This window comes from Archangium violaceum, assembly GCF_016859125.1.
Lineage (GTDB): Bacteria > Myxococcota > Myxococcia > Myxococcales > Myxococcaceae > Archangium > Archangium violaceum_A.
The window spans coordinates 2,209,883-2,233,546 of sequence record NZ_CP069338.1 but is presented as its reverse complement, the minus strand read 5'-3'; the positions used below and the strand labels follow the sequence as shown (position 1 = coordinate 2,233,546).

General features: G+C 69.8%; 21 protein-coding genes. 11 read left to right on the top strand and 10 right to left on the bottom strand.

The genetic code is table 11. The annotated features are described in order from the left end of the window. Window positions 1-149 precede the first annotated feature (149 nt). Together JQX13_RS09585 and JQX13_RS09580 are read left to right on the top strand one after the other, a co-directional pair. Window positions 150-1,628 carry an LVIVD repeat-containing protein gene (locus JQX13_RS09585; protein ID WP_239014650.1) on the top strand — a complete coding sequence of 493 codons (1,479 nt, stop codon included), beginning with the start codon at window positions 150-152 and terminating at the stop codon, window positions 1,626-1,628. A 152-nt stretch (window positions 1,629-1,780) separates the two neighbouring features. Continuing rightward, complete coding sequence (locus JQX13_RS09580) at window positions 1,781-2,497, top strand: class I SAM-dependent methyltransferase (protein ID WP_203408733.1); 717 nt, start codon at window positions 1,781-1,783, stop codon at window positions 2,495-2,497. 9 nt (window positions 2,498-2,506) lie between these two features. Here JQX13_RS09580 and JQX13_RS09575 read toward each other — a convergent pair whose 3' ends face one another. Continuing rightward, window positions 2,507-3,787: a YecA family protein gene (locus JQX13_RS09575; RefSeq protein ID WP_203408732.1), complete on the bottom strand. Its 1,281-nt coding sequence runs from the start codon at window positions 3,785-3,787 to the stop codon at window positions 2,507-2,509. Window positions 3,788-3,841: 54 nt separating this feature from the next. Then, the gene (locus JQX13_RS09570) at window positions 3,842-5,050 is read right to left on the bottom strand and encodes an OmpP1/FadL family transporter (protein ID WP_203408731.1); all 1,209 of its coding nucleotides are present in this window, start codon (window positions 5,048-5,050) and stop codon (window positions 3,842-3,844) included. 154 nt (window positions 5,051-5,204) lie between these two features. Here JQX13_RS09570 and JQX13_RS09565 point away from each other — a divergent pair, with 154 nt between their 5' ends. The 5 genes from JQX13_RS09565 (at window position 5,205) to JQX13_RS09545 (ending at window position 11,822) form a co-directional block, all read left to right on the top strand. Continuing rightward, entirely contained in the window at window positions 5,205-5,783 is a 579-nt protein-coding gene (locus JQX13_RS09565; protein ID WP_239014649.1) for a hypothetical protein, read from the top strand. A gap of 271 nt (window positions 5,784-6,054) precedes the next feature. Continuing rightward, complete coding sequence (locus JQX13_RS09560; protein ID WP_203408730.1) at window positions 6,055-8,049, top strand: Hint domain-containing protein; 1,995 nt, start codon at window positions 6,055-6,057, stop codon at window positions 8,047-8,049. A 209-nt stretch (window positions 8,050-8,258) separates the two neighbouring features. Further along, window positions 8,259-10,256 carry a Hint domain-containing protein gene (locus tag JQX13_RS09555; protein WP_203408729.1) on the top strand — a complete coding sequence of 666 codons (1,998 nt, stop codon included), beginning with the start codon at window positions 8,259-8,261 and terminating at the stop codon, window positions 10,254-10,256. A gap of 152 nt (window positions 10,257-10,408) precedes the next feature. Next, the gene (locus tag JQX13_RS09550; RefSeq protein WP_239014648.1) at window positions 10,409-10,747 is read left to right on the top strand and encodes a CBS domain-containing protein; all 339 of its coding nucleotides are present in this window, start codon (window positions 10,409-10,411) and stop codon (window positions 10,745-10,747) included. A gap of 385 nt (window positions 10,748-11,132) precedes the next feature. Further along, the gene (locus JQX13_RS09545; protein WP_203408728.1) at window positions 11,133-11,822 is read left to right on the top strand and encodes a nucleotidyltransferase family protein; all 690 of its coding nucleotides are present in this window, start codon (window positions 11,133-11,135) and stop codon (window positions 11,820-11,822) included. A gap of 60 nt (window positions 11,823-11,882) precedes the next feature. On the opposite strand, the gene JQX13_RS09540 is transcribed toward JQX13_RS09545, so the two are convergent. The 4 genes from JQX13_RS09540 to JQX13_RS09525 form a co-directional block, all read right to left on the bottom strand. After that, the gene (locus JQX13_RS09540) at window positions 11,883-12,848 is read right to left on the bottom strand and encodes a hypothetical protein (RefSeq protein ID WP_203408727.1); all 966 of its coding nucleotides are present in this window, start codon (window positions 12,846-12,848) and stop codon (window positions 11,883-11,885) included. Window positions 12,849-12,943: 95 nt separating this feature from the next. Further along, a complete protein-coding gene (locus JQX13_RS09535) occupies window positions 12,944-13,786 on the bottom strand; it encodes an OmpA family protein (protein ID WP_203408726.1) in 843 nt (280 codons plus the stop codon). 99 nt (window positions 13,787-13,885) lie between these two features. Continuing rightward, entirely contained in the window at window positions 13,886-14,473 is a 588-nt protein-coding gene (locus JQX13_RS09530) for a hypothetical protein (protein ID WP_203408725.1), read from the bottom strand. Beyond that, complete coding sequence (locus JQX13_RS09525) at window positions 14,470-15,156, bottom strand: TetR/AcrR family transcriptional regulator (protein WP_203408724.1); 687 nt, start codon at window positions 15,154-15,156, stop codon at window positions 14,470-14,472. Before JQX13_RS09525 ends, JQX13_RS09530 begins: the two co-directional genes overlap by 4 nt. A 477-nt stretch (window positions 15,157-15,633) precedes the next feature. Here JQX13_RS09525 and JQX13_RS09520 point away from each other — a divergent pair, with 477 nt between their 5' ends. Further along, the gene (locus JQX13_RS09520) at window positions 15,634-16,488 is read left to right on the top strand and encodes an HAD family hydrolase (protein WP_203408723.1); all 855 of its coding nucleotides are present in this window, start codon (window positions 15,634-15,636) and stop codon (window positions 16,486-16,488) included. Between the two features lie 6 nt (window positions 16,489-16,494). Here the strand turns inward: JQX13_RS09520 and JQX13_RS09515 are convergent, their stop codons facing one another. After that, entirely contained in the window at window positions 16,495-18,123 is a 1,629-nt protein-coding gene (locus tag JQX13_RS09515) for a sigma 54-interacting transcriptional regulator (protein ID WP_203408722.1), read from the bottom strand. A gap of 114 nt (window positions 18,124-18,237) precedes the next feature. On the opposite strand from JQX13_RS09515, the gene JQX13_RS09510 reads away from it, so the two are divergent. Genes JQX13_RS09510 through JQX13_RS09500 form a run of 3 tightly spaced genes read left to right on the top strand, consistent with a single transcriptional unit; the run spans window position 18,238 to window position 19,713 of the window. After that, a complete protein-coding gene (locus JQX13_RS09510) occupies window positions 18,238-18,408 on the top strand; it encodes a hypothetical protein (protein WP_203408721.1) in 171 nt (56 codons plus the stop codon). 38 nt (window positions 18,409-18,446) lie between these two features. After that, the gene (locus JQX13_RS09505; protein WP_203408720.1) at window positions 18,447-19,382 is read left to right on the top strand and encodes a hypothetical protein; all 936 of its coding nucleotides are present in this window, start codon (window positions 18,447-18,449) and stop codon (window positions 19,380-19,382) included. Window positions 19,383-19,386: 4 nt separating this feature from the next. Continuing rightward, window positions 19,387-19,713, top strand: a complete 327-nt coding sequence (locus JQX13_RS09500; protein ID WP_203408719.1) for a hypothetical protein — start codon at window positions 19,387-19,389, stop codon at window positions 19,711-19,713. A gap of 72 nt (window positions 19,714-19,785) precedes the next feature. On the opposite strand, the gene atpA is transcribed toward JQX13_RS09500, so the two are convergent. The 3 genes from atpA to atpH form a co-directional block, all read right to left on the bottom strand. Further along, window positions 19,786-21,333 (bottom strand): F0F1 ATP synthase subunit alpha, encoded by a 1,548-nt coding sequence (gene atpA, locus JQX13_RS09495; RefSeq protein WP_203408718.1) that lies wholly within the window; start codon window positions 21,331-21,333, stop codon window positions 19,786-19,788. Window positions 21,334-21,497: 164 nt separating this feature from the next. Beyond that, window positions 21,498-22,979, bottom strand: coding sequence for a PAS domain-containing sensor histidine kinase (locus tag JQX13_RS09490; protein WP_203408717.1), 1,482 nt, complete (start codon window positions 22,977-22,979; stop codon window positions 21,498-21,500). Window positions 22,980-23,114: 135 nt separating this feature from the next. After that, complete coding sequence (atpH, locus tag JQX13_RS09485; RefSeq protein ID WP_203408716.1) at window positions 23,115-23,660, bottom strand: ATP synthase F1 subunit delta; 546 nt, start codon at window positions 23,658-23,660, stop codon at window positions 23,115-23,117. Between the last annotated feature and the right edge of the window lie 4 nt (window positions 23,661-23,664).

The following is a 23,664-nucleotide window of genomic DNA, read 5'->3' as shown; positions in this document are numbered from 1 at the left end:
GCCGGGCGAGGCCTGCCACGAGGTGGAGGTAGGGTGCGCGCCCGGAGCCACGAAAGGGGAGCGCGCACATGAGAGGGATGCGGAGTGCCTGGGCCGTCCTGGTCCTGGGCGGCCTGTCGTTGTCCGGCTGTCGTGAAGAGAAACCGCCCGTGTTGTCCTCCGACGATGCGGACTGGGCGGACACCGGCCGTTACGCCGCGTGCAGGGTGATAGGGGATTACTCCTCGCATACCTGTGGGGCTGAATCCTTCGAGCTCATCGGGTGCGACAAGGCCTCACTGGCCAGCCTCCCGCGTGACGGCATCTACACGCTGGTGTATCGGACCGAGCACGAGCCGCCGTACATCAACGCGGGCTCCTTCCGCATCTCGGAGGACGGCAGCCTCGACTCCTTCCGGGGAGGAGCCCCGACGGAGCGCTGGCAGGAGGTGGAGGGCTTCTTCCTGACGCGCACGTGGAATCCGTCCTCGAGTGTGTCCATGCGCAGCTCGCTGGTGGGCTGCCGCGCCGAGGGCAACCGGCTGTACGGCTGCCATGCCACGTGCCGCAATGGCACCCTCACCTACGCGGGCACCTTCATGGCGGAGAAGTGGGAGCCGCGCGCGGGAGAGGCGGAGGCCTCGGGGTTGCGGCTCGCGTCCGAGTCGTTCGTGGAGCAGGGCGAGCCCGTGGACATCTACGTGACGCAGGGCCACGCGTACGTGGTGTCCATCCCGAGGGGAGAGGAGCCGGGAGGCCTCTCGGTGTTCGACGTGAGCGACAAGGCCGCTCCGGTGCTGAGGAAGCGGATCAGCCTGCCGACGGACAACTACTGGAACGGGGTGTGGGCGAAGGGGAACGCGCTCTACGTGGCGAGCGCGGACACGGGGGTGGTGGTCTTCGACATCTCCAATCCCGCGGAGCCGCGGCAGGTGCGCAGCTTCCCGGGGACGGGGCCGATCGACGTGCACACCGTCTTCGTGGAGGGGGAGCGGCTGTACGGCATGTCACCGGGCCCGCAGCCGAAGACGCTCATCTTCGACATCCAGGAGCCCACCGCGCCGAGGCTGCTCGGCGAGTACGCGGAGCCGGGAGCGGCCGACAACCCCTGGGTGGTGGGCTATCCACATGACGCGCTGGCCTTCGAGGGGCGGCTGTACATCAACCACTGGTCGAGCGGGTACGTCATCGTGGACGTGAGCGATCCGGAGAACACGAAGCGGCTGGGCTCGTACGCCTACCCGTACGCGACGAGTCACGCGAACGCGGTGGGGAAGTTCGGGGAGCGGCTCATCGCGTTCGAGGGAGGAGAGAACTGGGGCGCGCACCTGCGGGTGCTGGACGTGACGGAGCCGGCGCGCCCGAAGCGGATTGGCGGGTACGAGCTGAACGAGAACGTCTCCATCCACAACATGGTGTTGAAGGGCGAGCGGCTCTACATCGCGCACTACCAGAACGGGGTGAGGGTGCTGGACGTCTCGGTGCCGGAGAACCCGAAGGAGGTGGCGTACTACAACACCTACCGGGAGACGGATCCGAACCGGGGAGAGAGCTTCTACGAGGGGGCGATCGGGATGAGGGTACCGGGAGACGGCTACCTGTACGTCATCGACACCTCGAGGGGCCTGCTCATCTTCCCGGAGCCATGAGCCAGAGCTCACCCCCACCCTCTCCCTCTCCCTCTGGGAGAGGGTCGGGGTGAGGGTATATCCACCCGTGTTCATCTCCTGGCCACACGAGCCGTGGACACGAGCGATCGGATGACTACGCTCGGGCCCTCTTGCGAATGGAGGCATCCCTGATGACCCCGAGCATCATTTCCCCCCGAGCGCTGCGAGCCCTCTTCACCACCGTGGCGCTGCTGTCGATCACCGCCTGCAAGCACGGGAGCGAGGCGCCCGCGCACACCCACCACGAGCACGGGGCCCACCACGGAGGGATGCCGCATCGCTTCGAGGACGCGGAGGAGTGGGCGAAGCGCTTCGATGATCCGGAGCGGGACGCGTGGCAGAAGCCGGATGAGGTGGTGAAGGCGCTGGAGCTGCCGCCGGAGGCGAAGGTGGCGGACATTGGAGCGGGGACGGGCTACTTCGCGGTGAGGCTGGCGCGGGCGGTGCCGCAGGGGCGCGTGTACGGCGTGGACATCGAGCCGGACATGACGCGCTACCTGGGCGAGCGCGCGAAGCGCGAGGGCGTGGACAACCTGGAACCGGTGCTGGGCGAGCCGGCGGATCCGAAGCTGCCGGAGCCCGTGGACGTGGCGCTCATCGTGGACACGTACCACCACATTGGCGACCGGGTGGCGTACATGAGGAAGCTGGGAGACGAGCTGCGACCCGGGGGGCGGGTGGTGATCATCGACTTCCGCGAGGACTCGCCGAAGGGGCCGCCGCGGGAGCACAAGCTGACGGCGGAACAGGTGCGAAAGGAATTGGAGGCGGCGGGCTACGAGCAGGCCGGGGCGCACGACTTCCTGCCGGACCAGTACTTCCTGGTGTTCGTGCGCCAGGCCTCCTGACGGGAGCCGTCACATCGCGATGGGGTGGGCGCGCAGCCACTCCTGGGCGCGGCGGATGCGCTCGGCGGGGGCGGGGAGGTTCATGCGCTCGAGCAGCTCGCGATAGGGCTCGAGGTCCTCGGCGGTCCACCGCGTCCTGGCCTCCAGGTCCGCGCGCACCACCTGCTCCTCGGCCGAGCGCGCGCGGGGCTCGCTGCGCGAGGTGAGGATGGCGGCGAGCACCATGCGTACCGGCTCGGCCTCGAAGGCCACGGCGGCGTCGGTGTAGAAGTCACGCGTCATCTCGTCGAGCGCCGCGTCCTTGGACAGGATGCGCAGCCGGTCCAGCAGACCCGTGAGGAACTGCTTGTCCGAGTCCAGCGCGGTCCGCACGGACGCCAGGAAGGAGGACACCGCCTTGCCGCGGGCCTGGGCGTCCAGGTCCGGCGAGCGCAACGCGTTCAAGGGCTCCCAGAGGACACTGGTGAGCCACACCAGCTCCTCGGGCGCGAAGACGGAGGGCGTGTTGGACTGACGCATCGCGGCCTCCACGCGCTCCGAGCGCTCCCGGGCCTCCTGGGCGATGCGCGCGGCGAGCCGCGGAGCCGACTCCACATACTTCACCAGGGGCCCCATCTCGCCCTCGCCCGCCTTGCGGAGCACCTCGCGCGCCTCGTCGGAGAGGTCCGCGTTCTCGGCGAGCGTCTCCAGCTTCGCGGCCAGCTTCTGGCCCTGGCTCGCGCCCCACTCGCGGAACTGCACGCCGAACACCACGTCCAGCACGGGCCGGTCCTCGGGCTGGAAGCGGCCGCTCTTCGGGGTGGAGGCGAGCAGCGCGCCCAGACACAGCGCCTGCCTTTCCTCCGAGGTGAGTCCGGCCGTGGTGGCCCGCGCGAGCAACGTGGCGCGCAGCTTCTCCAGGAACGAGCGCGTCCCCAGCTCGCGCACCGTGCCCAGCCGCAGCACGTTGCGAGCCTGGCCGGGGTCGCGCTCGACGGCGGACTCCAGGCGCTCGAGCTCGCGGGACACATAGGTGTCGAAGGCCTGGGCATCGAAGCGCAGCCCCGGGGCGGGGCCCCATCGGGTCAACAGCTCGCCGAGCCTGTCCAGCGTCTCCGAGACGCGCGTCAGGTCCGCCTCGCCGAGCATGTTCATCGCCGCCTGCAGGTCGTTCGCGAGCGGGTGCTGGGGAGGAGCCGGGGGAGCAGCCGCCGCCTCGCGTGCCCGGTCCTCGGCGGCATGGCAGGCCTTGTACTTCTTGCCGCTGCCGCAGGGGCAGGGGTCGTTGCGTCCGGGCTTCTCGCGGCTCATGTCCTTCGACCTCTCGAGGAGAAAATACCCGGCTCCTCTAACAGGCCGCGCGCGTCACCGCGAGTAACCCAGCGTCAGACCAATCACATGGGCCGAGCCGCTGTAGGTGCCGGGCAGCTCCTCCGCGGTGCTGCGCTGGTCCTGGAGCAGGACGAACTGGTAGCCCAGGTCCGCCCGGAAGTGGGAGACGGCATAGCCCACGCCCGCCGAGAAGTTCAGACGGTCGGCGTCCGGCAGGTCCGGCGTGAGCGTCTCCTCGGGGGTGGGGCTCGGGTCGTAGATGAAGCCCAGACGCAGTGCCAGGGCGTCCGTGGCCTTGTACTCCCCGCCCACGTGGAAGTTCCACGTGTCCCTCCATCGCTTGGGGGCCGGCTCGTTGAGCGCGGGGGCTGTCTGGAACTCGAACAAGAGCTCCTGGATGGTGGACCACTCCACCCAATTGGCGTCGACGGCCAGCGTCAGCCGTTGGGTGGGGGTGAAGGCCACGCCCAGCCCCACCGTGGCCGGCAGGGTGACGTCCAGCGTGACGGGTTGATCCACGAGCGACGCGGCGACCGGCGCTGGAAGGCCCGGCGGGATGCCCTCGAAGTCCGCGTCGCCCTCCGTATTCATCCCCACCCGGCTGCGGTAGGTGGCGCCGAGGGTGAGCAGCCCCGGCAACACGTCCGCCTGGACGCCCGCGTTGAAGCCAAATCCCCACGCGTCGGTCGTCAGCTGCAAGGAGCCCTCGGGGATGCCGGCGCCGAAGGCGAGCTGGCGCTGGAGCTCCACCATGCCGTAGACGATCTGCGCGCCCGCGCCAATCCGCAGCCACCTCACGGGCGCGAAGCCCAGTGTGGGATTGATGTCGAAGGTGCTCACCGACGACGCCAGGGCGATCTGCCGCCCCACGAAATCATCCGGCCAACGGCTGTTGGCGCCGAAGGGCGTGAAGACACCGATGCCCGCGCCCAACTGTTCGGTGAACTTGTAGACGAAATAGGCGTGCGGCGGCGGGGAGACGGTGTTCTGGGTCTGCTCCGTGCCTCCCTCGGGGGTGAAGCCCAGGTTCACGAGGATGAGCGCATCCCCGAGCTGGGCGTCGAGCTTGTTCACTCCCAGGATACCCGCCGGATTGTAGAAGATGGCCGAGGCGTCCTGCGCGCTCGCCACCCCCGTCGAGCCCATGCCAGTGGCCCGGCCACTCTGGGTGTCGATGGCGAGGCCCGACGCCTGACTGGCGCCAGCGGCGAGCAGGGTCACTGCCATGAGTGTCTTCTTCATACGCGAGTCCTTGTTTCGCGGCGTCTGACTTCAGGGGGTAAGCGTGTGTCTCACCCTGGTGGGCCGCATCCCCGCCGCGCGGGCCAGGGCGCGTGCGCTCCCAGACAGAAAAGCGTGCGATGCCAGCGAGCCGGGCCCGGTATAGGTTGGGCCCATGAAACGATTTCTCGGTGTGATGACGATGATGGCGGCCGTGGGCATGGCCCAGGCCCAGACGCAGCAGACGACGCCCCATGCGCAGCAGGCCGCGCAGGGCGCCCCCGAGGCGGGTGGGCTCACCTGGTCGGCGCCCACGGGATGGGAGTCGCAGGGCTCCCGGCCCATGCGCGTGGCCACCTACCGGATTGCTCCCGCCAAGGGGGACACCGAGGGCGCGGAGCTGGCCGTCTTCTACTTCGGCGCCGGCCAGGGCGGCGCGGTGGACGCCAACGTGAAGCGCTGGCTGGGCCAGTTCCAGAAGGCCGACGGCACCCCCGTGACGGAGAAGGACGCGCGCACCAAGAAGGAGACCCTCAACGGCATCTCCGTCACCACGGTGGACGTCAAGGGCACCTATACCGGCGGTGGCCCCATGATGGGCCCCTCCACGCCGAAGCCCGGCTCCCGCCTGCTCGGAGCCATCGTCGAGGGCCCCCAGGGCCCCGTCTTCTTCAAGCTCACCGGCCCCGAGCGCACCGTCGCCAGCGCGGAGAAGGGCTTCCGCAAGCTGCTCGAGTCGATGAAGAAGAAGTAGCGGAGAACGCATCCGGAGGGCCGCGTCCATCCGTGGACACGCCCGGCTGTCGTGAGGCGGACGCGAGCCCCTCCCGGGTGTTCGTGGATTCACACGCAACCCCGTTCCCACTGCACGGCGCTCGATGCGGACACACGTTGAGCGCCGAGCCGGGGCGTGTGCATTCCGACCCATCACCAGGCAACTTCGCGAGTGATCACGCCACCAGGGCTCCTCCTCCCTGTGGAAAGGGGAGGTGTGTCGTCATCTCCATGCCCTTGGAAAGAGCCCCATGAGAAGTTTCGCGAAGATGATGTGGGTGATGATGTTGGCCGCGCTCGGCGTCGGGTGCGGTCAGCAACGGCAGGCTCCGATCCCCGAGCAGGTAGACAAGCAACAGCTCGCCGAGGACTCGCGTGCCATGGCTCGTTCCTACGCGCAATGGCAGCAGTCCCCCCACGCCTTGTCGAGGAAGGGGGGCGCCAACGCGCGGATGCCGATCGAGCTCTCCGACGAGGTGCAGTACCGCTTCGTGAGGAACCGGCTGGGGGCCGCGGGCATCACCGCCCGGAATGCCCCGCGACTCTTCGCGCGCCTGGATGAGCTCCACCGCCGGGGGCGGCCGTCCGAGCCGGGGCGGCCCCTGGCTGCTTCGGAGGGGCGGACGCGGGCCGCGGACGTGTCGGGCACGATGGATGGGGCGTGGTGCGGGCACCTGATTCCGCTCGGTGGCACCGGTGGCGACGCGGACCATGCGCGCTTCCAGGGCACGGGCCTCACCTCGTGCTTCGGCGGCTCGGACTATGCCTTCGTGGACCTCAATGCCTTCGTCACGGACGAGTCGCGGATGGTCTTCGACCCGGTGGGCTCCGAGTCCCATGAGGAGTACGGCGGCAGGGTATTGGAGACGGCGCCCCTCTCCCTGTCCCTGCCCAGGCAGCCGGGCAAGGAGCTGCTCGCCGATTCGCTCGCCGTCGCCTTCAACGAGGCGACCGGCCAGGAGCACCTCACCTATACGTCGGTGACGGCCACGCTGAACATGCCGGGCGAGGCGGGGGACATCCTCGTCGAGCACCCGCGCGAGCTGCTCGACGAGTCGCCGTCGGACCAGGCCATCCGCAGCTGTCTGGAGCGCGGGAGCGTCCACGGCTTCCTGGACTGCGACTACGGCGCGGTGCGAGTCCTGCCGGATGGGGGCTGGAGGCCGTTCGCGGGCGGCGCCACGGGCATCGCCGCGGTGGATGTCGAGGCCACGAAGGCCACTGCCTCCGATGGGGGCACGCCGACGTGGATTCCGGACAGGAGCGCGTACTGGGAGCCCGAGGGGAAGCCCTTCGATCCGGCGCGCTTCCAGGTCCCCGCACGCGGGAAGTTCCTGCCCCACGTCCTCGAGGAGTGTCAGGTGACGAGCGTGACCAGCAAGGTGGCGGCCATCCTGATGGACACGGGGGGCATGTGCGAGGCGGGTGGCACGCCCGGCACCACGGTGGCCCATGGCGAGCTGCCCTTCAGGCCGTCCACCACGCCCGGCGAGTATCCCTTCGACGGCATCATGGACTTCGGCACGGGCAACTGTCTGAACAACGCGCAGAATGTCCGGTTGGAAATCTGGGTCTACGCCGAAGGGACCTGTCCGGACCCGTTTGGCGGCGAGCCCGAGCCCTTCCGCTGCCCCTCGAAGACGGAGGTGGAGCGCGTGGACTACAAGCGGGGCTGCCTGGCGGAGGGGACGTGGGTGACGCGGGCGGACGGGAAGGCCGTGCCGGTGGAGCAGGTGAAGGTCGGCGACAAGCTGCTGGCCAACGGCAAGGGATTGGCGCTGACGGTGACGACGGTGCACCGCGGCGGCGAGCGCGAGCCCCTGGTGAAGCTGCGTGACGAGCACGGGGACGAGGTGCGGGTGACGGAGACGCACCCCCTGGTGACGGTGTCGCGGGGGGTGGTGCCGGCCGGCGAGCTGAAGGTGGGCGAGGCCGTGCTCACGCGCGCCGGGGCGAGGAAGCTCGTCGCCGTGGAGCGCGTCCCCTACGAGGGGCTCGTCTACAACTTCTCGCTGGGCACTCCCGGGGAGCTGGCCCACGGGGGGCTCGAGTCGAGGTCGCTCTACGCCAATGGCTTCCTGGTGGGGGACAGCCAGATGCAGGCGGAGCTGGAGAAGCGCAAGCGGATGGACGCGCGGGAGGTGCTGTCCCGGGTGCATGGCGCCTGGCACGAGGACTTCCGCCTCTCCAGGGCCCGGCACGCGGGGAAGCCGCCTGGCTGGCCGCGTGTCCATCCCGGCGGATGAGAGGGATTGTCGGCTGTTGGTGGGGATTGTCCTGCGGGGTGTCTGTGTTTGGACATGCTGGGAAAAGGTTTTCCATGTCCATCTTCACAGCCCGCGAGGAATCCCCAGGTTGTTGGACGAACCGGCGCTCACTCCCGCTCGCCCGTGTTCCTCCTTCTCGTGGTTCGAGGGGAGTCGAGTGCCGTTGCCGACCTCTCGAGGTGAACCCCATGAACGTGTCGTTGAGTGCAGCATCCCGGAGGATCTCGCGTCTCGTCCCTGCCCTGGCGTGTCTGGCGATGCTCGGTACTGGCTGTGGCCAGCAGAAGGCACCGTCGCGGCAGGAGGCGGATCGACGGGTGCTGGCCGCCGACTCGCTCCACATGGCCCGGCTCTACGCGCGGTGGCAGCAGGAGGTCCAGGCCCAGGGCAAGGGGGGCCGGAAGAACGATGACGGCAGGCAGATGCCCATCGACCTCTCCGACGACGCGCAGTACAGCTTCGTGAAGAACCGGCTCCTGGCCGCGGGCAACACGCCGGAGAACTCGCCGCAGCTCTTCCGCCGCCTGGAGAAGGCGCGCAAGGAGAAGAAGACCGGCACTCCCCCGGGCGCGGCGGCCCGCGAGGCCCTGCTCACCTCGCAGACCTCCGGCGAGTCCTCGGAAGGCTCCCGGTGCGGCCACCTGCTGCCGCTCACGGATGTGGTGACCTCCGACACCTCGGTGGCCCGCTTCCAGGCCTCCGGCCTCGTGACCTGCTTCAACGGCTCCGACTACTCCTATGCCGACGTGACGGCCTTCGCCGCCAATCCCGAGCGCACGCGGTTCCGCGTGCTCGACACCCAATCCCTCGAGGAGTACGCGGGCGCGGTCCTCGAGACGCCGCCGGTGGACCTCGGCCTGGCGGTTGGCACCGGGGAGGAGCTCTTCGTGGACTCGATGGCCATGGCCTTCGACGAGTCCACTGGCGAGTCGCACCTGTCCTATGCGGCGGCCGAGTCGTCCATCGTGGCGCTGACGGCCCGGGACTACAACATCTTGCGAATCGAGCACCCGCGCGAGCTGGTCGGCAATCACTTCCAGGACAACCCCATCCGCACCTGCCTCGAGCGGGGTTACCTCCAGGGCTATCTGGATTGTGATTACGCCACGGGGAGCAAGGATCCCGTGACGGGCGTCTTCACGCCCTTCGCCAAACCCTACACCGGCATCTCCGCGGTGGACCCCTCGGCGAGCAAGCCCCCCATGGGCGAGTGGGTTCCCGCCCGGGGCCACTACTGGGAGCCCGCCGGTGGCTATGACGTCTCGCACCTCTATGTCGCCATGAGCGGCGAGTACCTGGTCTCCCTGCCCGAGCACTGCAACGTCGACACCCTCACCAGCGATGCGTCCGTCATCCTGATGGAGCGGGGCGGCAAGTGCAGCGCGGGCACGGCGCCCGGCACCAGCGTGCTCAAGGGGAGCATTCCCTTCAAGACGCCCTTCGCCGACACCTCTCTCCCCGCGCTGTTGCACGTGCCCTTCAGCGGGGTGGCGGACTTCGGGAGGGACTGTCTGCGGCAATTCCAGAACGCGCGCCTCATGCTGCGCGCCACCATGAGGGCCACCTGCACCGACTCCCGTGGCAACCAGACCTCCTATACCCGCTCGCGCTTCCAGGACATCGTGAACGTCGACTGGCGCAATGCCTGCCTCGCGGAGGGCACGCGGGTGACGAAGGCGGACGGGAAGACGGTGCCGGTGGAGCAGGTGAAGCTGGGGGACAAGCTGCTGGCGAATGGACGGGGGGTGGCGCTGACGGTGACGGCGGTGTCGCGCGGTGGCGAGCACAAGCCCCTGGTGAAGCTGCGGGATGAGCAGGGGGGCGAGGTGATGGTGACCGAGACCCACCCGATGGTGACGGCGAAGCGCGGCGTGGTGCAGGCCGCGGAGCTGAAGGTGGGCGAGGCCCTGCTCACGCGCACCGGGACGGCGACGCTGGTGGGTGTGGAGCGCGTGCCCTTCTCCGGTCAGGTGTTCAACTTCGCGCTGGGCACGCCGGAGGAGCTGGCCAGCGTGGGTCCCGAGGCGCGGACGCTGTACGCCAACGGCTATCTCGTGGGTGACAGTCACATGCAGGCCACGCTGGAGAAGCGGCGCACGCTGGACACCCGCGAGCTGCTGACGCGGCTGGATGGCGCCTGGCACGAGGACTTCCGGCTGCACCAGGCCCGCCACGCGCGCAAGTAGGCGCAGGGGCCCGGCCGGGCCGTCACACTCCAGGTGAATCCAGGAAGGGGCTGTCCCGGGTGCGTCGGGAGGGCCCCTTTGCCTTTGCTCGGATTGGCAGGTGGATTGCTACGGACGGGGCAGCCTGGATGGCTTTCTTCCTGGAGGTACCCGTGTCGCGCCGGATCATCGAGCCCCAAGTCGTCGCAATGCCTGACATCATCCTCTATCCGCGGGATACGGTGATGCGAGCGCTCGAAGTGATGCACCGTTATGGCGTGCACCTGTTGCCAGTGGTGGATGAACGACACGGTGAGATCCTCGGACACGTCAGCGAGGAGGAGCTGCACCGCATCTGGTCCACGCTGCCCCTGGCCCGTATGTCTGAAATTCTGACTGCCCGCGCGACCATCGCCTCGGAAGGAATTGCCGGTGAGCAGTCCTCCGAGCGTTCCTCGCGTCTGGTCTTCATACCGGGCGGGCAGGGCGCTCGCTCGAACTGGGTGCACTAGCAGCGCGCGTCCGCCACCCGTCAGGGGTTGGCGGCGATGAGGTCCCCTCCGGTGAGTTCTGCCACCGGAAGGGTGTTCCAGGGGAGGGTGGGGTCCCTCCACTTCGCGGCGTGTGCGTGTGGACAGCTCCCGGGGCGTATCGCTCAGCCCCAGGCCGATGCCGTCTCCGGCGCCGATGGCCTCCCTTCCAAGGGAGGACTCCAGGTGAGAAGTTCGCTCATGAGCGGAATGGCGTGGCGTTTCCGTGTCTGGTGAACATCTCACTCCCATCAAATGCTTTCTTCCCGACGCCTCGTCCCCAGGGGCGAGGCCAGATCTCTCCACGCTTGCCAGCCTGTAGCAGGTCGCTCCCACGCCAACCGGTGGGGGCTCGAGGAGGCGTGGCATGAAGGCAGTGGCAATCATCCTCGCCGCGGGGGAGTCCAAGCGGATGGGCTACCCCAAGGCGCTCATCGAGCATGAGGGGGGTAAGAGCTTCCTCCAGTCGCTCGCATCGACGTTTGGCAAGGCCGGCTGCTCGGTCATCGGCATCATCGGCAAGGAGGCCGACGCCGTGAGGGAGCAGCACCCCGCGGTCCACCTGGTGGAGAGCGAGCGGTGGCAGGACGGTCAGCTCGCCTCGGTGAAGGCCGGAGTGGAGGCGGCCTTCGAGGAAGGCGCGGACGTGCTGCTCATCCACCCCGTGGACATGCCCGCCCTGAGGGCGTCCACGCTCAAGTCGCTCATGAAGGGGCTGGGGGACTCGCTGGAGGCCGTCCGCCCCGAGTTCGAGGGCGCTCCGGGCTACCCCATCATCCTCTCGCGCGCCGCGGCCGAGCGTCTGCGGGACAAGGAGGTCTCGGGTGACACGTCGCTGGAGGGGGCCGTGCGAGGCCTGCAGGTGCGCCGCGTCGCCGTGAAGGATCCGGGCGTCGTCGTCAACATCAACACCCCGGAGACCTATGAGCGGCTGTTCGGCTCCGCGCCGCGGCTCGCTCCGCCGCCCAAGCGCCGGGGCAAGAAGGCGGAGTCCACCGCGGGGAGCCCGGCACCGGCCTCGCTGGAGGCCGCGTCCGAAGGCATCTCCGGCAAGTAGGTCCGGAGCTGGCTGGAGACCCTCCCCCCTCTCCTCCCTGGAGGGAGAGGGGAGTGGCTGTCAGATGCTCAGGCCAAGGCCCGCGTAGGGACCGCTGAAGGTGTCGCGGTGCGCCTCGCCGTCCACGTGGCCGCGGTCGTCCAGCATCAGGAAGCGCCAGCCGCCGCGCACCGTCACCACACCCAGGTGCAGCGCGAGACCCGCCTGCGAGTCCAGTTGCAGGTAGGGCAATGGCACGAGCTGCGCGCGGGCTTCCGCGTCCACCGCGCCGAACAGGCAGTGCTCGAAGGACATGCCGAGGCTCGGGCCCACGAAGGAGATGTCCGGCGCCTTCGCCGCCGCCACGCCCAGCTCTCCGCGCAGCCGTCCCCGCTCGCTCGAGTACATCGCCAGGGTCAGGTGCGCCGCGTACAGGTCGATCTCGTCCTCTCCCTGCGTTCCGTCATCCGTGGGCAGGGTGAGTGACAGCGCGGACCCGTTCACGCCCACCACCTTCCCCTCGATTCCCACGTTCAGCCCTACCGCCGAGCCCTCCACGTCTCCCAGCGACTGCCCTTCGAAGCCCAGCCGGAACAGCACCGGGTTGCGGTTGCCTCCTTGCGGTTCCGACTGCCGCTGCTCGACCTCCGGCGGCCGGTACGAGTAGGGGTACATCGGCGTGTGGCCGTCGTCGGGGGCCGTCACGGGCACGCTCCCGTAGGTGCTCGTCTCGTGGGCCCGCACCCTCTCGGCGGTGTCCGCGACGAAGAGCAGGACGTCGAGGAGCGTCGAGACGGTGTCGATGGTGTTGGAGACGGACGCGTCGCTGTAGCCGCTCGAGCCACCGGAGCCGCTCGAGCCGCTGGAGCTGTCATCGTCGTCATCGCTCGAGCCCACGGGCGAGGCGTCGTGGACCTTGCTACCGCTGGACCTGGAGGAACTGGAGGACTTGGACGAGCGTTTACCGAAGCGCGCCTCCGCCGAGCCAGGCTCGAGCAGCAGGCCAGTCGCCAGGGCCGCGCACAGCAGTTGCCTCACGTTGGGCACGAGGAGTCTCCGGGGCGGAAGGGGCGGGTCGGTGGGGGACCCGGGGCTCGGACGGCTGCTCGCTTCATTTATTCAAGGATTTTCGGGGGCCCTCGTCAGCGGGGATTGCCCGGGCGCTTCTTGGCCAGCCGCTGGTCCGCGGGCGGGGCCGGGGGAGCCGCGGGTTTCAGCGGCGGCGGCGCGGGCATGAGCCGCAGCTCCAGCCTCCGGTTGCGCTCCCGGGACTGCGGTCCGTCGTCCCGCACCACCGGGTGGGCGGGCCCATACCCCGCGGCCACCAGCTTCTCCGGGGTCAGCTTCGTCTTCTCCCCCAGCAGACGCACCACCGTCACCGCGCGGGCCGCCGACAGCTCCCAGCTCGTCGACGCGGAGGCGGGCTCCGGTGTCTCCGGCGTCGCGTCCGTGTGCGCCGCCACCTGCACCAGGTGCCCCTCCACCGCCAGCTTCGCCCCCACCCGCGTCAGGAGCTCCTTGCCCCCGGGAGTCAGCACCGCCTTGCGCGGCTCGAACAGCACCCGGTCCGCCAGCTCCACCCGCAGCCGGCCCTCGGACTCCTCCAGGAAGACCTCGCCCCGCCCCAGCTCCGCCTTCAGCAGCTGTTCCAGCTCCACGCGCACCGCCTCGCGCCGCGCGAGCAGCACGTTGTGGTCCCCGGTCCGTTTGTTGAGGGCCGCGTGCTGGGTGGTCAGTCCCTGTTGCTGTTGTTCCAGCAGGCGCATCCGCCGCGTCATGCTGTCGCGCAGCACCTGCAGCTCCGCCACCCGGGCCTCGGACTCGGAGGCCTCGCGCTCCAACTGCTCCACCCGCGTCAGCAGCGAGGAGATGGAGCGTGCCGCCGCCCAGCCGCCCAACACCGACACCCCCAGCGAGCCCGCGAGCAACAACCACGGCAATCGCGCGCGCCGGCGCTTCTCCGCGTCGCTCGTTGCTCGCTCCATCCGGGCCCTCTCCTCGGCGCTCGTGGTTGGTTGGAGCTCAGAACATATTCAGGGCGCTTGGGTAGGTCTCAAGGTGCAAGGGGTGGGCACGTGCGCCGTTCAGTGCAACAGGCCCGCCAGCGCCCACGCCGCCAGTGCCAGCGGTGACAGGAGGAGCGCCACGCTCAGTGCGGACGACAGCAGTGCCGCCAGGGACCAGCCCGCGAAGGTCCACCGGTCCTTCCACGTCGGCGCGGGCACCGGCCTGTCCATCCCGAGCGCGTGCCGCATCTCCTCCACCGTCCGTCCCAGCAGGGCCTCGCCGTACTCGGCGCGGTAGAGGTTGCGCGTGTGCAGGCCCCGCTGGAAGGCCCTCGCCACCCGGCGCGGCATGAAGAACAGCCCCGCGCCCATGCCGGAGACGTTCAGGAGCCAGGCGACCCAGTGGTTCGTGCACCCGCCCGCGATCTCCCAGGCGGAGATCTCGCACTCGCCCGGGAAGTCCGTCCGGTAGCCCGTCAACACATGGTGCAGGTCATGGAAGCGCAGCGCGCGCACCCGCTCCGCCGAGTTGGGGAACCACACCGGCACCGGGCCCACCTCCACCCGCACCCAGCGCTCGTCGTAGTTGCCTCCCGTCCCGAAACCGTTCTCCTCGAAGTAGCGCTCGCGCGCCTGTCTCAGTGTCAGGGTCGCCTCGTGGCTCATGACTTCCTCCGGTTGTTCGTGGATGGGGGGCGCTCGCCGGGCCCGAGGCCCCGGAGTTGGAGCGCGAGCGCGCGTTCGAGTGTCACCCGCCAGCTCTCCCCGGGCCCCAGCGCCCCGGACAGCCAGCCCATCAACGTCGTGATGTACAGCGCGAAGAGGTTGAAGCCGGCCGTCTCCAGGTCCACGTCGGGCGCCACCTCGCCGCGCTCCCGGGCCGCCGCCACCAGCTCCGCGAGCCGGGCCGCGAAGCTCCGCTCCAGGTGGAGCCGCTCGCCCGCCGGACCCGGCTCCAGGAAGAGCAGCTCCCGGATGAACATGCGCGCCAGCTTCGGCTCCTTCGCGTAGAAGGTGAAGAAGCCCTCGATGACGTGCAGCAACTGCTCCAGCAGCGGGGCCTCGCGTGGCAGCGTGCGGAAGCGCTCCTCCTGCACCGCCTCCACCCGCTCGGCGAGCACCAGCATCAACAGCTCCTCCTTGGTGCGCGCGTAGAGGAACAGCGTCCCCGTCCCCACTCCCGCCCGCTCGGCGATCTCCCGCGTCGTCGTCTCCGCGAAGCCCTTCTTCGCGAAGAGCTCCCGCGCCGCCTCCCGGATGCGCTCCAGCTTCTCCTGCTTGTTGCGCTCCCTCAGTCCGGGGGCCTCGGCGGGCTCCGGGCGGGCGCGGCTCTTTCGAGAAGTGACCATGCTCAAGAATGAGCATGCTCGGATTTCAGGCGCGGCGCAAGGGAATCATCCCGGGTGGGGCGAGGGGGAGGGGCGCTCAGCCTCGCGGGAGGCGGAGAGCGAGAAAAAGTCCGTGAGACAGGGGGGGCCGAAAAAGAAGAGGCGGCGCGCCCGGGGAGGGGATCCGGACGCGCCGCCCCGCCGCCAGCACCCGAGGGTGCCCGGCGGAAGTGCAGCCCTACTGCATGGATGCTCTGGTGGCCTTCCCAGGGGACCGCCGGAGCATGTGGCGCCACGTCGCGCCGACACCTGGAGTTCTATCTGGAGGGTCTGACATGCCCACGATTCCTCCTCCGACCGCGACCTCCGTTCTGCACTGAGGGTCTGACACACCCACGCGCCCAGTGGTTCCACCGCCCCGGCTGACGCGCTCCGGCTTGATTCCGGAGGGAGAGGGCGCCTATTTCCCACTTCCTACGACAAAGAGGACTCAGGACGATGGCGATTCGATGCGTGGTGCTGGATTTCGACGGGACCTTCACCGACGTGGCGGCGGAAGGCGCGCCCTTCGTCCAGCACTTCCGCGGGCGCCTGTCCGAGGAGCTCGGCCGTGACGTGATGGAGGCGGGGTGGGCGCAGGTGGAGGAGCAGGTGGTGACCAGCAACGAGGAGCACGGCTGGGAGGTGGGAGGCCGCATCGTGGCGCCGGCCACGGCGGACCCGTACCTGCTGTCCAACTTCGTGGCGCGGCGGCTGTGTGAGCGGCTTGGGGTGATGCGGGACGAGGCGGAGCGGGCGGCGCTGCTGGACAGGCTCTACCGCGAGGCCTACGCGCAGGTGGGCATGGCCTTCAAGCCCGAGGCGAAGGAGGTGCTGGAGGCGCTGCTCGACACGGGGCTGTCCATCCACGTCGTCACCAACGCGCACACGGACACGGTGGAGGCGAAGCTGACGAAGCTGGCGCCGCGAGGCCGTGAGCGCCTGCGGGTGTCCGGCGACGCGCGCAAGTTCCTCATCGAGTCTCCCGCGACGTCCGATGCCGTCTTCGACGCCCTTCCCGAGACGATGCGGGTGGAGGGCGCGCTGGTGCGTCCCATCTTCCTGCGCCGCGGCCGCTACTACGAGGCGCTGCGCCGCATCTGGAACGAGACGGACACCTCGCCGGAGACGACGCTGGTGGCCGGCGACATCTTCGAGCTGGACCTGGCGATGCCCGCGGCGCTCGGGGCCAGTGTGCAGTTCGTGGCCCGCACCAACACGCTCGAGTACGAGCGCCGGGCGATCGCCTCGCTCGGGGCGCGCGGCGGCATGGACCCGAGCCTTCGCGCCATCCTCCCGCGCCTGCGCGGTTGAGCCGCGTCAGGCGCCGCCGAGGCCCAGCTCGCGCACGCGGCGCTGGAGCGCGCGCCGGGAGACCTCGAGCCGCTGCACCATCTGGTCCAGGTCGCCCTGGCACTCGTGGAAGCAGCGGGAGATCTCCTCCGGGCTCAGGTCCCCGGCGGTGCGCAGCAGGGAGCTCTTCTCGATGAGCATGTAGATGGAGGCGCGGGAGATGCCCAGTCGTTCCGCGGTGGCCTTGAGATCCCAGGCGCTGGCGCGCAGGGCCTCCAGCAGCTCCTGCTCCCCGACCTCCGAGGGCTTGCGCCGGGAGGGGGACGTCTCCTCGGGGAGGGGCATGTCCTGGGAGATGGGCGTGGGGCGCGGGGTCGGGGCGGGGCCGGGGAAGGGGAGGGCGGAGGCGTCCAACTCCTGCGCGAGCCGTTCATCGACGTGCAGGCCCGGCAGGCCACGGCTGCCGATGATGAGCTGGCGGGTGACGTTGCGCAGCTGGCGGATGTTGCCGGGCCACGCGTAGCGCACCAGGCGGACGGCGAGCGAGGCGGGCAGCCACGGCTCGGCGCGAGGATCCGTGTCCGACAGCCGCTGCGGCTCCCCCGTGGCCTCCAGCTCCTGGCGGGCGAAGTGCAGGAAGAGAGGGGCGATGTCCTCGCGGCGCTCGCGCAGCGGCGGCACCTGGATTTCGAAGCCCGCCAGCCGGTGCAGCAGCGGCGCCTTGAAGACGCCCTGACGGATGCGCTCCTCCAGGTTGGCGTCCGTGGCGGTGATGAGCCGCACGTCCACGGGCACCGGAGCATGGCTGCCCACCGGGAACACCTCGCCCGTCTCCAGCACGCGCAGCAGCGCCACCTGCACCTCGGGCGGAGCCTCGCCCACCTCGTCCAGGAAGAGCGTGCCCCCGTGGGCGGCACGGAAGAAGCCCTCGCGGTCCTTGGCGGCGCCCGTGTACGCGCCCTTCTGCGCGCCGAAGAGCTCGGCGGAGACCAGCTCCTTGGGGAGGGCACCCAGGTTGACGCTGATGAAGGGGCCGGCGCGGCGTGGGCTGTGCTGGTGGATGGCGCGCGCCACCAGCTCCTTGCCCGAGCCCGTCTCGCCCCGGATGAGCACCGGCACGTTCAGGTCCGCCACGCGGAGGACATTCTCGCGCACGCGGCGCACGCCCTCGCCCTGACCCACCATGCCCAGGTCCCCCGTGGGGGGGAGCTCGGGCGCGCGCGCCAGGTGGAGCAGCACCACCACCCGTTCGGCGAACACGAGCGGCACGCCCGCGGCCAGTTCGGCGGGAGTGAACTCCCGGCCTCCCCGGACGGGCACACCCGCCACCCGCACCGGCGTGCCGTCCTCGGGCACGAGCAGCCGCAGGCGCCCACGCGCTCCAGGCTCGAACTGCACGGGCTTGCGGCTGAGGAAGGGATCTCCCAGGGGCCGCGCCAGGGGGCTGCCGGGGTGGGAGAACTCGGGGGCATTGCGTGACAGGGACGCCGTCCTGCCCACGGCGGCCAACATCTCGAGCAGCAGCCGCTCTCCGATGCGCTCGGGTTGTGGATGGGAGACGAGTGTCAGCGCCGGCACGGTGGTCTGGGCGGGCTTCTCCCAGCCACGCGAGTGCGTGGCCGTCGTCGCAGGATCATCGGAAATCTTCTTCTGCATGGAGCGCCCCCTGGTACGGCGATCAGCGTGCGCGAGTCTACACCGCCGGTTCGATGGACCGAGGTCACCGCCGGCGGAGGGGGCGGGACCGGCCGCACCCCTGGGAGCCGACCTGTGCGTTATGCCGTCTACACGGACGTGCCGCCGCCGCCGGAGGTCCTGTCCGAACGTGAAGCGGCCAACAAGCCGCCCCCACCCCCGCCTCCCATTCCGGGCACCTTGGTGATTCCCTCCTCGGAGTGGACGGAGGACGTGGAGGGCACTTCGGTCACCCGGAAGAAGTAGGCTCGGGGGTCGTAGCCACTCAGTCTCGGGGAGAGTCGATGAGAGGGATGCGAGGGTGGGCGCTCGTGTTGGTGCTGCTGGCGGGGTGCAAGACGCCGGGCAGCTACCGCGAACCCGTGGCCTTGTTCCAACAGGGCAACACCCAGGCCAGCACCGCGCTCGGCCAGTACTATTCGGAGCTCAACCGTTTCGAGCGGGACGTCTACCTCGACGAGCGCCTGTACGATCCGGGGTTGGAGGTGCTCGCCACGGACACGGCCGGCCGGCCCACGCCGCTGGTGGGGACGCTCTTCTCGCCGGAGTCCATCCAGGCGCGCATGGACGCCATCGCCCTGCTGGGCGTCTACGCCGAGCGTCTGGCCACGCTGGCCGGCGCGGAGAACGCGGGCAAACTGCCCGAGGGGGCCACGGCCCTGGGGACGCAGCTCGGCTCCCTGGGTCAGCAGCTGCAGACGCTGGCGGGCCAGGGTGACTCCACGGCCAGCAAGTACGTGGAGCCGGTGTCCACGCTGGTGGGCGTGGTGGGCTCGCTCTTCCTGGAGGCCAGACAGGGCCAGGCCCTTCAGAAGGCGCTGGAGCAGGGCTCGCCTCGGGTCAACGCCATCATCGAGCTGCTGGAGAAGGACATGGTGGAGGTGCTCGGGCCGCAGCGGCTCTCGGGCGCCAAGCAGTCGCTGGCCTTCCGGGTGATGTACTACAACCTCCAGCGCTCGAAGCTGACGCTCGCCGAGCGCCGCGCCGTGCTGGACGACATCCGCCACGCCTCCGAGTCCTACGAGGCGTTGGTGGTGGCCAACCCCGTGGAGCTGGCCCGTGCCCTGCGCGACGCGCACGAGGCCCTGCTGCGCTTCGCCCGCGCGGATCGCAAACCCGAGTCCTTCGAGGAGCTCTCCTCCGCCATGCGGGCCTTCCAGGGCCGGGTGGAGACCGCAGCCGCCGCCGTTCAGCGCATCCGCGCGCCCCAGAAGGAGTGACGCCATGCTCTTCGACACCCAGACGTTGACCCGCATCGTCGAGCGCAGCTTCGACCTGTCGATGAGTGGCGCCCTTCCGCAGGAGACCCGCGCCGAGTACCTCGCCCACGGCAAGCGGCTGCGCGAGCTGCTGATGCGGCTGTTGGGGGCGCGCTTCGACGCGGATTCGGCCGAGTTCAAGCGGGCCACCGACGCCATGCACGAGACCAACCACGCCCTCACCGAGGCCGCCGACGACCTGAACAAGATCAGCCAGGCGGTGGGCCGGTTGACCGAGCTCGCGGGCTACCTGGACAAGGCGCTCAAGGTGGCCGGGCGGGTCCTCACCTGAAAACACGAAGCCCCGCGTCCCTCGAGGGGGGAGCGCGGGGCCCGGTGGTGCTTCACTCCGGGGTGACGCCGATCAGATCTTGGCGCCCGCCGTGGGCTGGAACACGTCGTTGAACTCGGTGAGGGCCTTGTTCAGCGCGGCCTTGATCTCATTGGTCAGCTCGCGCTTGGACGCGATGTCCTTGGCGATGTCCGGGTAGCGGCCGTCGGCGAACTCGATGAACTCGCGCATCCAGCGCACCACGTCGGACACGGGCACCTGGCGGATCCACCCGCGCTTGTTGGCGTCGTCGCGGTTGGTGGCGGCGTAGAGCTGCATGACCTGCTTCTCGACGGGCATGGGCTCGTACTGGCCCTGCTTGAGCACCTCCACGAGGCGGGCGCCGCGCGCCAGCGTCTCCTGGGTGGCCTTGTCGAGGTCCGAGCCGAACTGGGCGAAGGCGGCCAGCTCGCGGTATTGGGCCAGGTCCAGCTTCATGGTACCGGCCACCTGCTTCATGGCCTTGATCTGCGCGGCGCTGCCCACGCGAGACACGGAGAGACCGACGTTGATGGCCGGACGGACGCCGGAGAAGAAGAGGTCCGTCTCGAGGAAGATCTGCCCGTCGGTGATGGAGATGACGTTCGTCGGGATGTAGGCCGACACGTCACCGGCCTGCGTCTCGATGATGGGGAGGGCCGTGAGGGAGCCGGCGCCCTCGGCGTCGGACAGCTTGGCGGCGCGCTCGAGCAGGCGGCTGTGGATGAAGAACACGTCGCCCGGGTAGGCCTCGCGTCCCGGCGGCCGGCGCAGCAGCAGCGACAGCTGGCGGTAGGCCACGGCCTGCTTGGACAGGTCGTCGTACACGATGAGCGAGTGCATCTTGTTGTCGCGGAAGTACTCGCCCATGGCCACGCCGGCGTACGGCGCGAAGAACTGCATCGGCGCGGGGTCCGACGCGTTGGCCGTGACGACCACGGTGTACTCCATGGCGCCGAAGCGGGTGAGCTTCTCCACCACCTGGGCCACGGTGGACTGCTTCTGGCCGATGGCCACGTACACGCAGAAGACGTTCAGGCCCTTCTGGTTGATGATGGCGTCCACGGCGACGGCCGTCTTGCCCGTCTGACGGTCACCGATGATGAGCTCGCGCTGGCCGCGGCCGATCGGCACCAGGGCGTCCAGGGCCTTGATGCCCGTCTGCAGGGGCTCGTGCACGCTCTTACGCTTCACGATGCCGGGGGCCTTCACCTCCAGCTTGCGCACCTCGGTGGCCTGGATGGGGCCCTTGCCGTCCACCGGCTCGCCCAGCGCGTTCACCACGCGGCCCAGCAGGCCCTTGCCCACGGGAACCGAGGCGATGGTGCCGGTGCGCTTGACCAGGTCACCCTCGCGGATGTCCTTGAAGTCACCCATGATGGCGACGCCGACGTTGTCCTCCTCGAGGTTGAGCACCAAGCCCTTCACCCCGTTGGTGAACTCCACCAGCTCGCCGGCCAGCACGCTCTCGAGCCCGTAGATGCGGGCGATACCGTCGCCCACGGAGAGCACGGTACCGGTCTCGGCGACGGTGACCTTCTTGCCGTAGTCCTTGATCTGCTCCCGGATGATTCTGCTGATCTCGTCGGCGCGGATTTCCATCTTGCGTCCTTGTACGGGGGCGGCCGGTGGGAATGCCGCCACAGAAACCTGATATTGGCCGGGCCCCCTTACCACGCGTACCCCCCCGCCGCAACGCGCAAGGGGGTCCGGAGGCACGAGGTGTCATCGGCGCTGTAAGAGGCGCTAGCGGGAGGGATTTCCCTCTAGGCGCCCGGGGCGTGCCGGGGCAGCCACACGATGAAGCGCGTCCCCAACCCGACGCCGGACTCCACCGAGATGCGGCCCGCATGCGCCACGACGATCTGCCGGGCGATATATAGGCCCAGCCCCAGGCCATCGCCACTGGCGCGCTTGCCGCGCTTGAAGGGCTCGAACAGGGTCGCTCGCTCTTCGAGCGGGACGGGCGGCCCTTCGTTCCGCACCGTGAGGGTGATGCCATCGGCGACCCCGGCCAGCTTCACCTCCACCGGAGTGTCCGAGGGGCTGTGTTGCACGGCGTTGCCCACCAGATTGTCCAGCAGCTGACCGAGCCGCGACTCGTCCCAGCTCCCCCGGACGTCGCCCTCCACCGTGGAGACGATGAGCCGGGTGGGGTGGGACACCTGGAACTCCTCCACCACCCGTTCCAGCAGCTTCTCCAGGGAGAGCGGCGCGGGGCGCACGGGGAGGCCTCCAGCCAGCCGCGCGCGCGTGTAGTCCAGCAGCTCGCGGATCATCCGCTCCATGCGCCGGGCGGCGGTGTCCACGTGCATCACCTGGCGCAGCTGCGTCTCGCTGAGTCCTCCAGCACGCTGGAGCGCCCCCACGCTGAGCTGGATGGCGTAGAGGGGGGAGCGCAGGTCGTGCCCCACCACCCCCAGGAGCTGTTCGCGGAAGGCGTCGGCGCGGGCCGTGGCCTCCTCGGTGGCCTTGCGGGCGCTGATGTCCCAGACGGCCGTCATCCGCACGTTGCGTCCGGCGTACTCCACGGTCCGCCCCAGTACCTCCAGGAAGAGCCGCTTTCCGTCGGAGCGCAGCCCCGTCAATTCGTAGGGGGACTCCACCTGCCGGGACGTCGCGCGCTGCACCGCCTCGCGGGATTCGGGGGCCACCCAGCGCGTCAGGGGTTGACCCACCATCTCCTCGGGCGTGCTGCCGAACAGGCTGGCCAGCGAGCGGTTGGCCTCGAGGATGGTGCCCGCCTCATGGAGGAAGAAGCCGTCGCAGGACACGGCGACGAGGCCCCTCAGCCGCTCCTCGCTCTCGCGCAGGGCCAGCTCCTGGGACACGCGCTCCGTCTCGTCCTCCAGCGTCAGGCTCACGCCCGAGCGCAGTCCGCCCGTGGACGCCGGGAGCACCGACACCCGGAAGTGGCGCACGCCATTGCCTGGCGAGCTTCCGAGCACGCCCGACACCCGCTCCCCGTGCACCACGTCGCCCGCCAGGGCCCGGGTCAGCAGGGGGGACAGCACCGACGAGAGCCCGGGCCAGACCTCTCCGGTCGTACGGCCGTCATACGAGGTGCCGGGCAGCCCGCTCAGGGTGATGAGCGCGTTGTTGACGAAGCGGAAGCGCAGCTCCCTGTCCAGGAAGGCCAGTCCAAGGCCCGGGGCCTGGAGCAACGCACCGAAGCAGTGCAGGGCCTCCTCGGGTAGAGAGGGGACCGGAGTGACTGCGTGAGGGCGGTTGAGGACTGGCTGCGCCATGGATGGATGGAGGCACGGGAGAGAACCCGTGCGGTCACCATACTCGTTCCATGGCCCGCTGGGAATACCGGGCTTGCCGGGAAGTGGGGAGGACCCGACAGCGCGGCTTCCTCCCGAGCTGGGCGAGCAGGCGGCTCAGCGCTGCTTGAGCTCGCGGCGCATCTGCTCCAGCTGGGTGCGCAGGGTGCCGTCGTACAGGGTGCTACCCACCTGGGCGGACACACCGCCGAGGACGGTGGGGTCCACGCGCGCCTCCAGCACGACATTGCGCTGGGTGAGCTCCTTGAGGGTGCCGGCGAGCTTCTGGAGGGTGTCCGAGGCAAGGGGCACGGCGCTGGTGACGTGGCCGCGCAGGCGTCCGGCCTGGGCATCGGCCATGTCGCGGTAGAGGCGGGCGATGTCCGGCAGGTAGATGAGCCGGTTGCGGTCCACCAGCAGGCGCAGGGTGTTGCCCAGCACGGGCTCCACCGGGCCGAGCGCCTTGAGGAGCGCCTCCATCACGCGGGTGCGCTGCTCGCGGGAGTAGGCGGGGTTGAGCAGCACGTCCTCCAGCTCGCGGTTCTGCGCGAGCGCACCGGAGAAGGTCGAGAGCTGCTCGGACACGGCGTCGGCGCGGCCAGTCTCAGTGGCGACGTCGAGGAGCGCGCGGGCGTAACGGCGGGCGATGGACACGTTCACCATGACG

What these genes read in the sequence shown, in the direction of transcription:
- JQX13_RS09530 (WP_203408725.1), bottom strand. Translation starts at nt 14,473, where the DNA reads ATGAGCCACGAGGCGACCCTGACACTGAGACAGGCGCGCGAGCGCTAC.
- JQX13_RS09490 (WP_203408717.1), bottom strand. Translation starts at nt 22,979, where the DNA reads ATGGCGCAGCCAGTCCTCAACCGCCCTCACGCAGTCACTCCGGTCCCC.
- JQX13_RS09560 (WP_203408730.1), top strand. Translation starts at nt 6,055, where the DNA reads ATGAGAAGTTTCGCGAAGATGATGTGGGTGATGATGTTGGCCGCGCTC.
- JQX13_RS09575 (WP_203408732.1), bottom strand. Translation starts at nt 3,787, where the DNA reads ATGAGCCGCGAGAAGCCCGGACGCAACGACCCCTGCCCCTGCGGCAGC.
- JQX13_RS09570 (WP_203408731.1), bottom strand. Translation starts at nt 5,050, where the DNA reads ATGAAGAAGACACTCATGGCAGTGACCCTGCTCGCCGCTGGCGCCAGT.
- JQX13_RS09525 (WP_203408724.1), bottom strand. Translation starts at nt 15,156, where the DNA reads ATGGTCACTTCTCGAAAGAGCCGCGCCCGCCCGGAGCCCGCCGAGGCC.
- JQX13_RS09520 (WP_203408723.1), top strand. Translation starts at nt 15,634, where the DNA reads ATGGCGATTCGATGCGTGGTGCTGGATTTCGACGGGACCTTCACCGAC.
- JQX13_RS09545 (WP_203408728.1), top strand. Translation starts at nt 11,133, where the DNA reads ATGAAGGCAGTGGCAATCATCCTCGCCGCGGGGGAGTCCAAGCGGATG.
- atpA (WP_203408718.1), bottom strand. Translation starts at nt 21,333, where the DNA reads ATGGAAATCCGCGCCGACGAGATCAGCAGAATCATCCGGGAGCAGATC.
- JQX13_RS09580 (WP_203408733.1), top strand. Translation starts at nt 1,781, where the DNA reads ATGACCCCGAGCATCATTTCCCCCCGAGCGCTGCGAGCCCTCTTCACC.
- JQX13_RS09515 (WP_203408722.1), bottom strand. Translation starts at nt 18,123, where the DNA reads ATGCAGAAGAAGATTTCCGATGATCCTGCGACGACGGCCACGCACTCG.
- JQX13_RS09555 (WP_203408729.1), top strand. Translation starts at nt 8,259, where the DNA reads ATGAACGTGTCGTTGAGTGCAGCATCCCGGAGGATCTCGCGTCTCGTC.
- atpH (WP_203408716.1), bottom strand. Translation starts at nt 23,660, where the DNA reads ATGGTGAACGTGTCCATCGCCCGCCGTTACGCCCGCGCGCTCCTCGAC.
- JQX13_RS09535 (WP_203408726.1), bottom strand. Translation starts at nt 13,786, where the DNA reads ATGGAGCGAGCAACGAGCGACGCGGAGAAGCGCCGGCGCGCGCGATTG.
- JQX13_RS09500 (WP_203408719.1), top strand. Translation starts at nt 19,387, where the DNA reads ATGCTCTTCGACACCCAGACGTTGACCCGCATCGTCGAGCGCAGCTTC.
- JQX13_RS09565 (WP_239014649.1), top strand. Translation starts at nt 5,205, where the DNA reads ATGAAACGATTTCTCGGTGTGATGACGATGATGGCGGCCGTGGGCATG.
- JQX13_RS09505 (WP_203408720.1), top strand. Translation starts at nt 18,447, where the DNA reads ATGAGAGGGATGCGAGGGTGGGCGCTCGTGTTGGTGCTGCTGGCGGGG.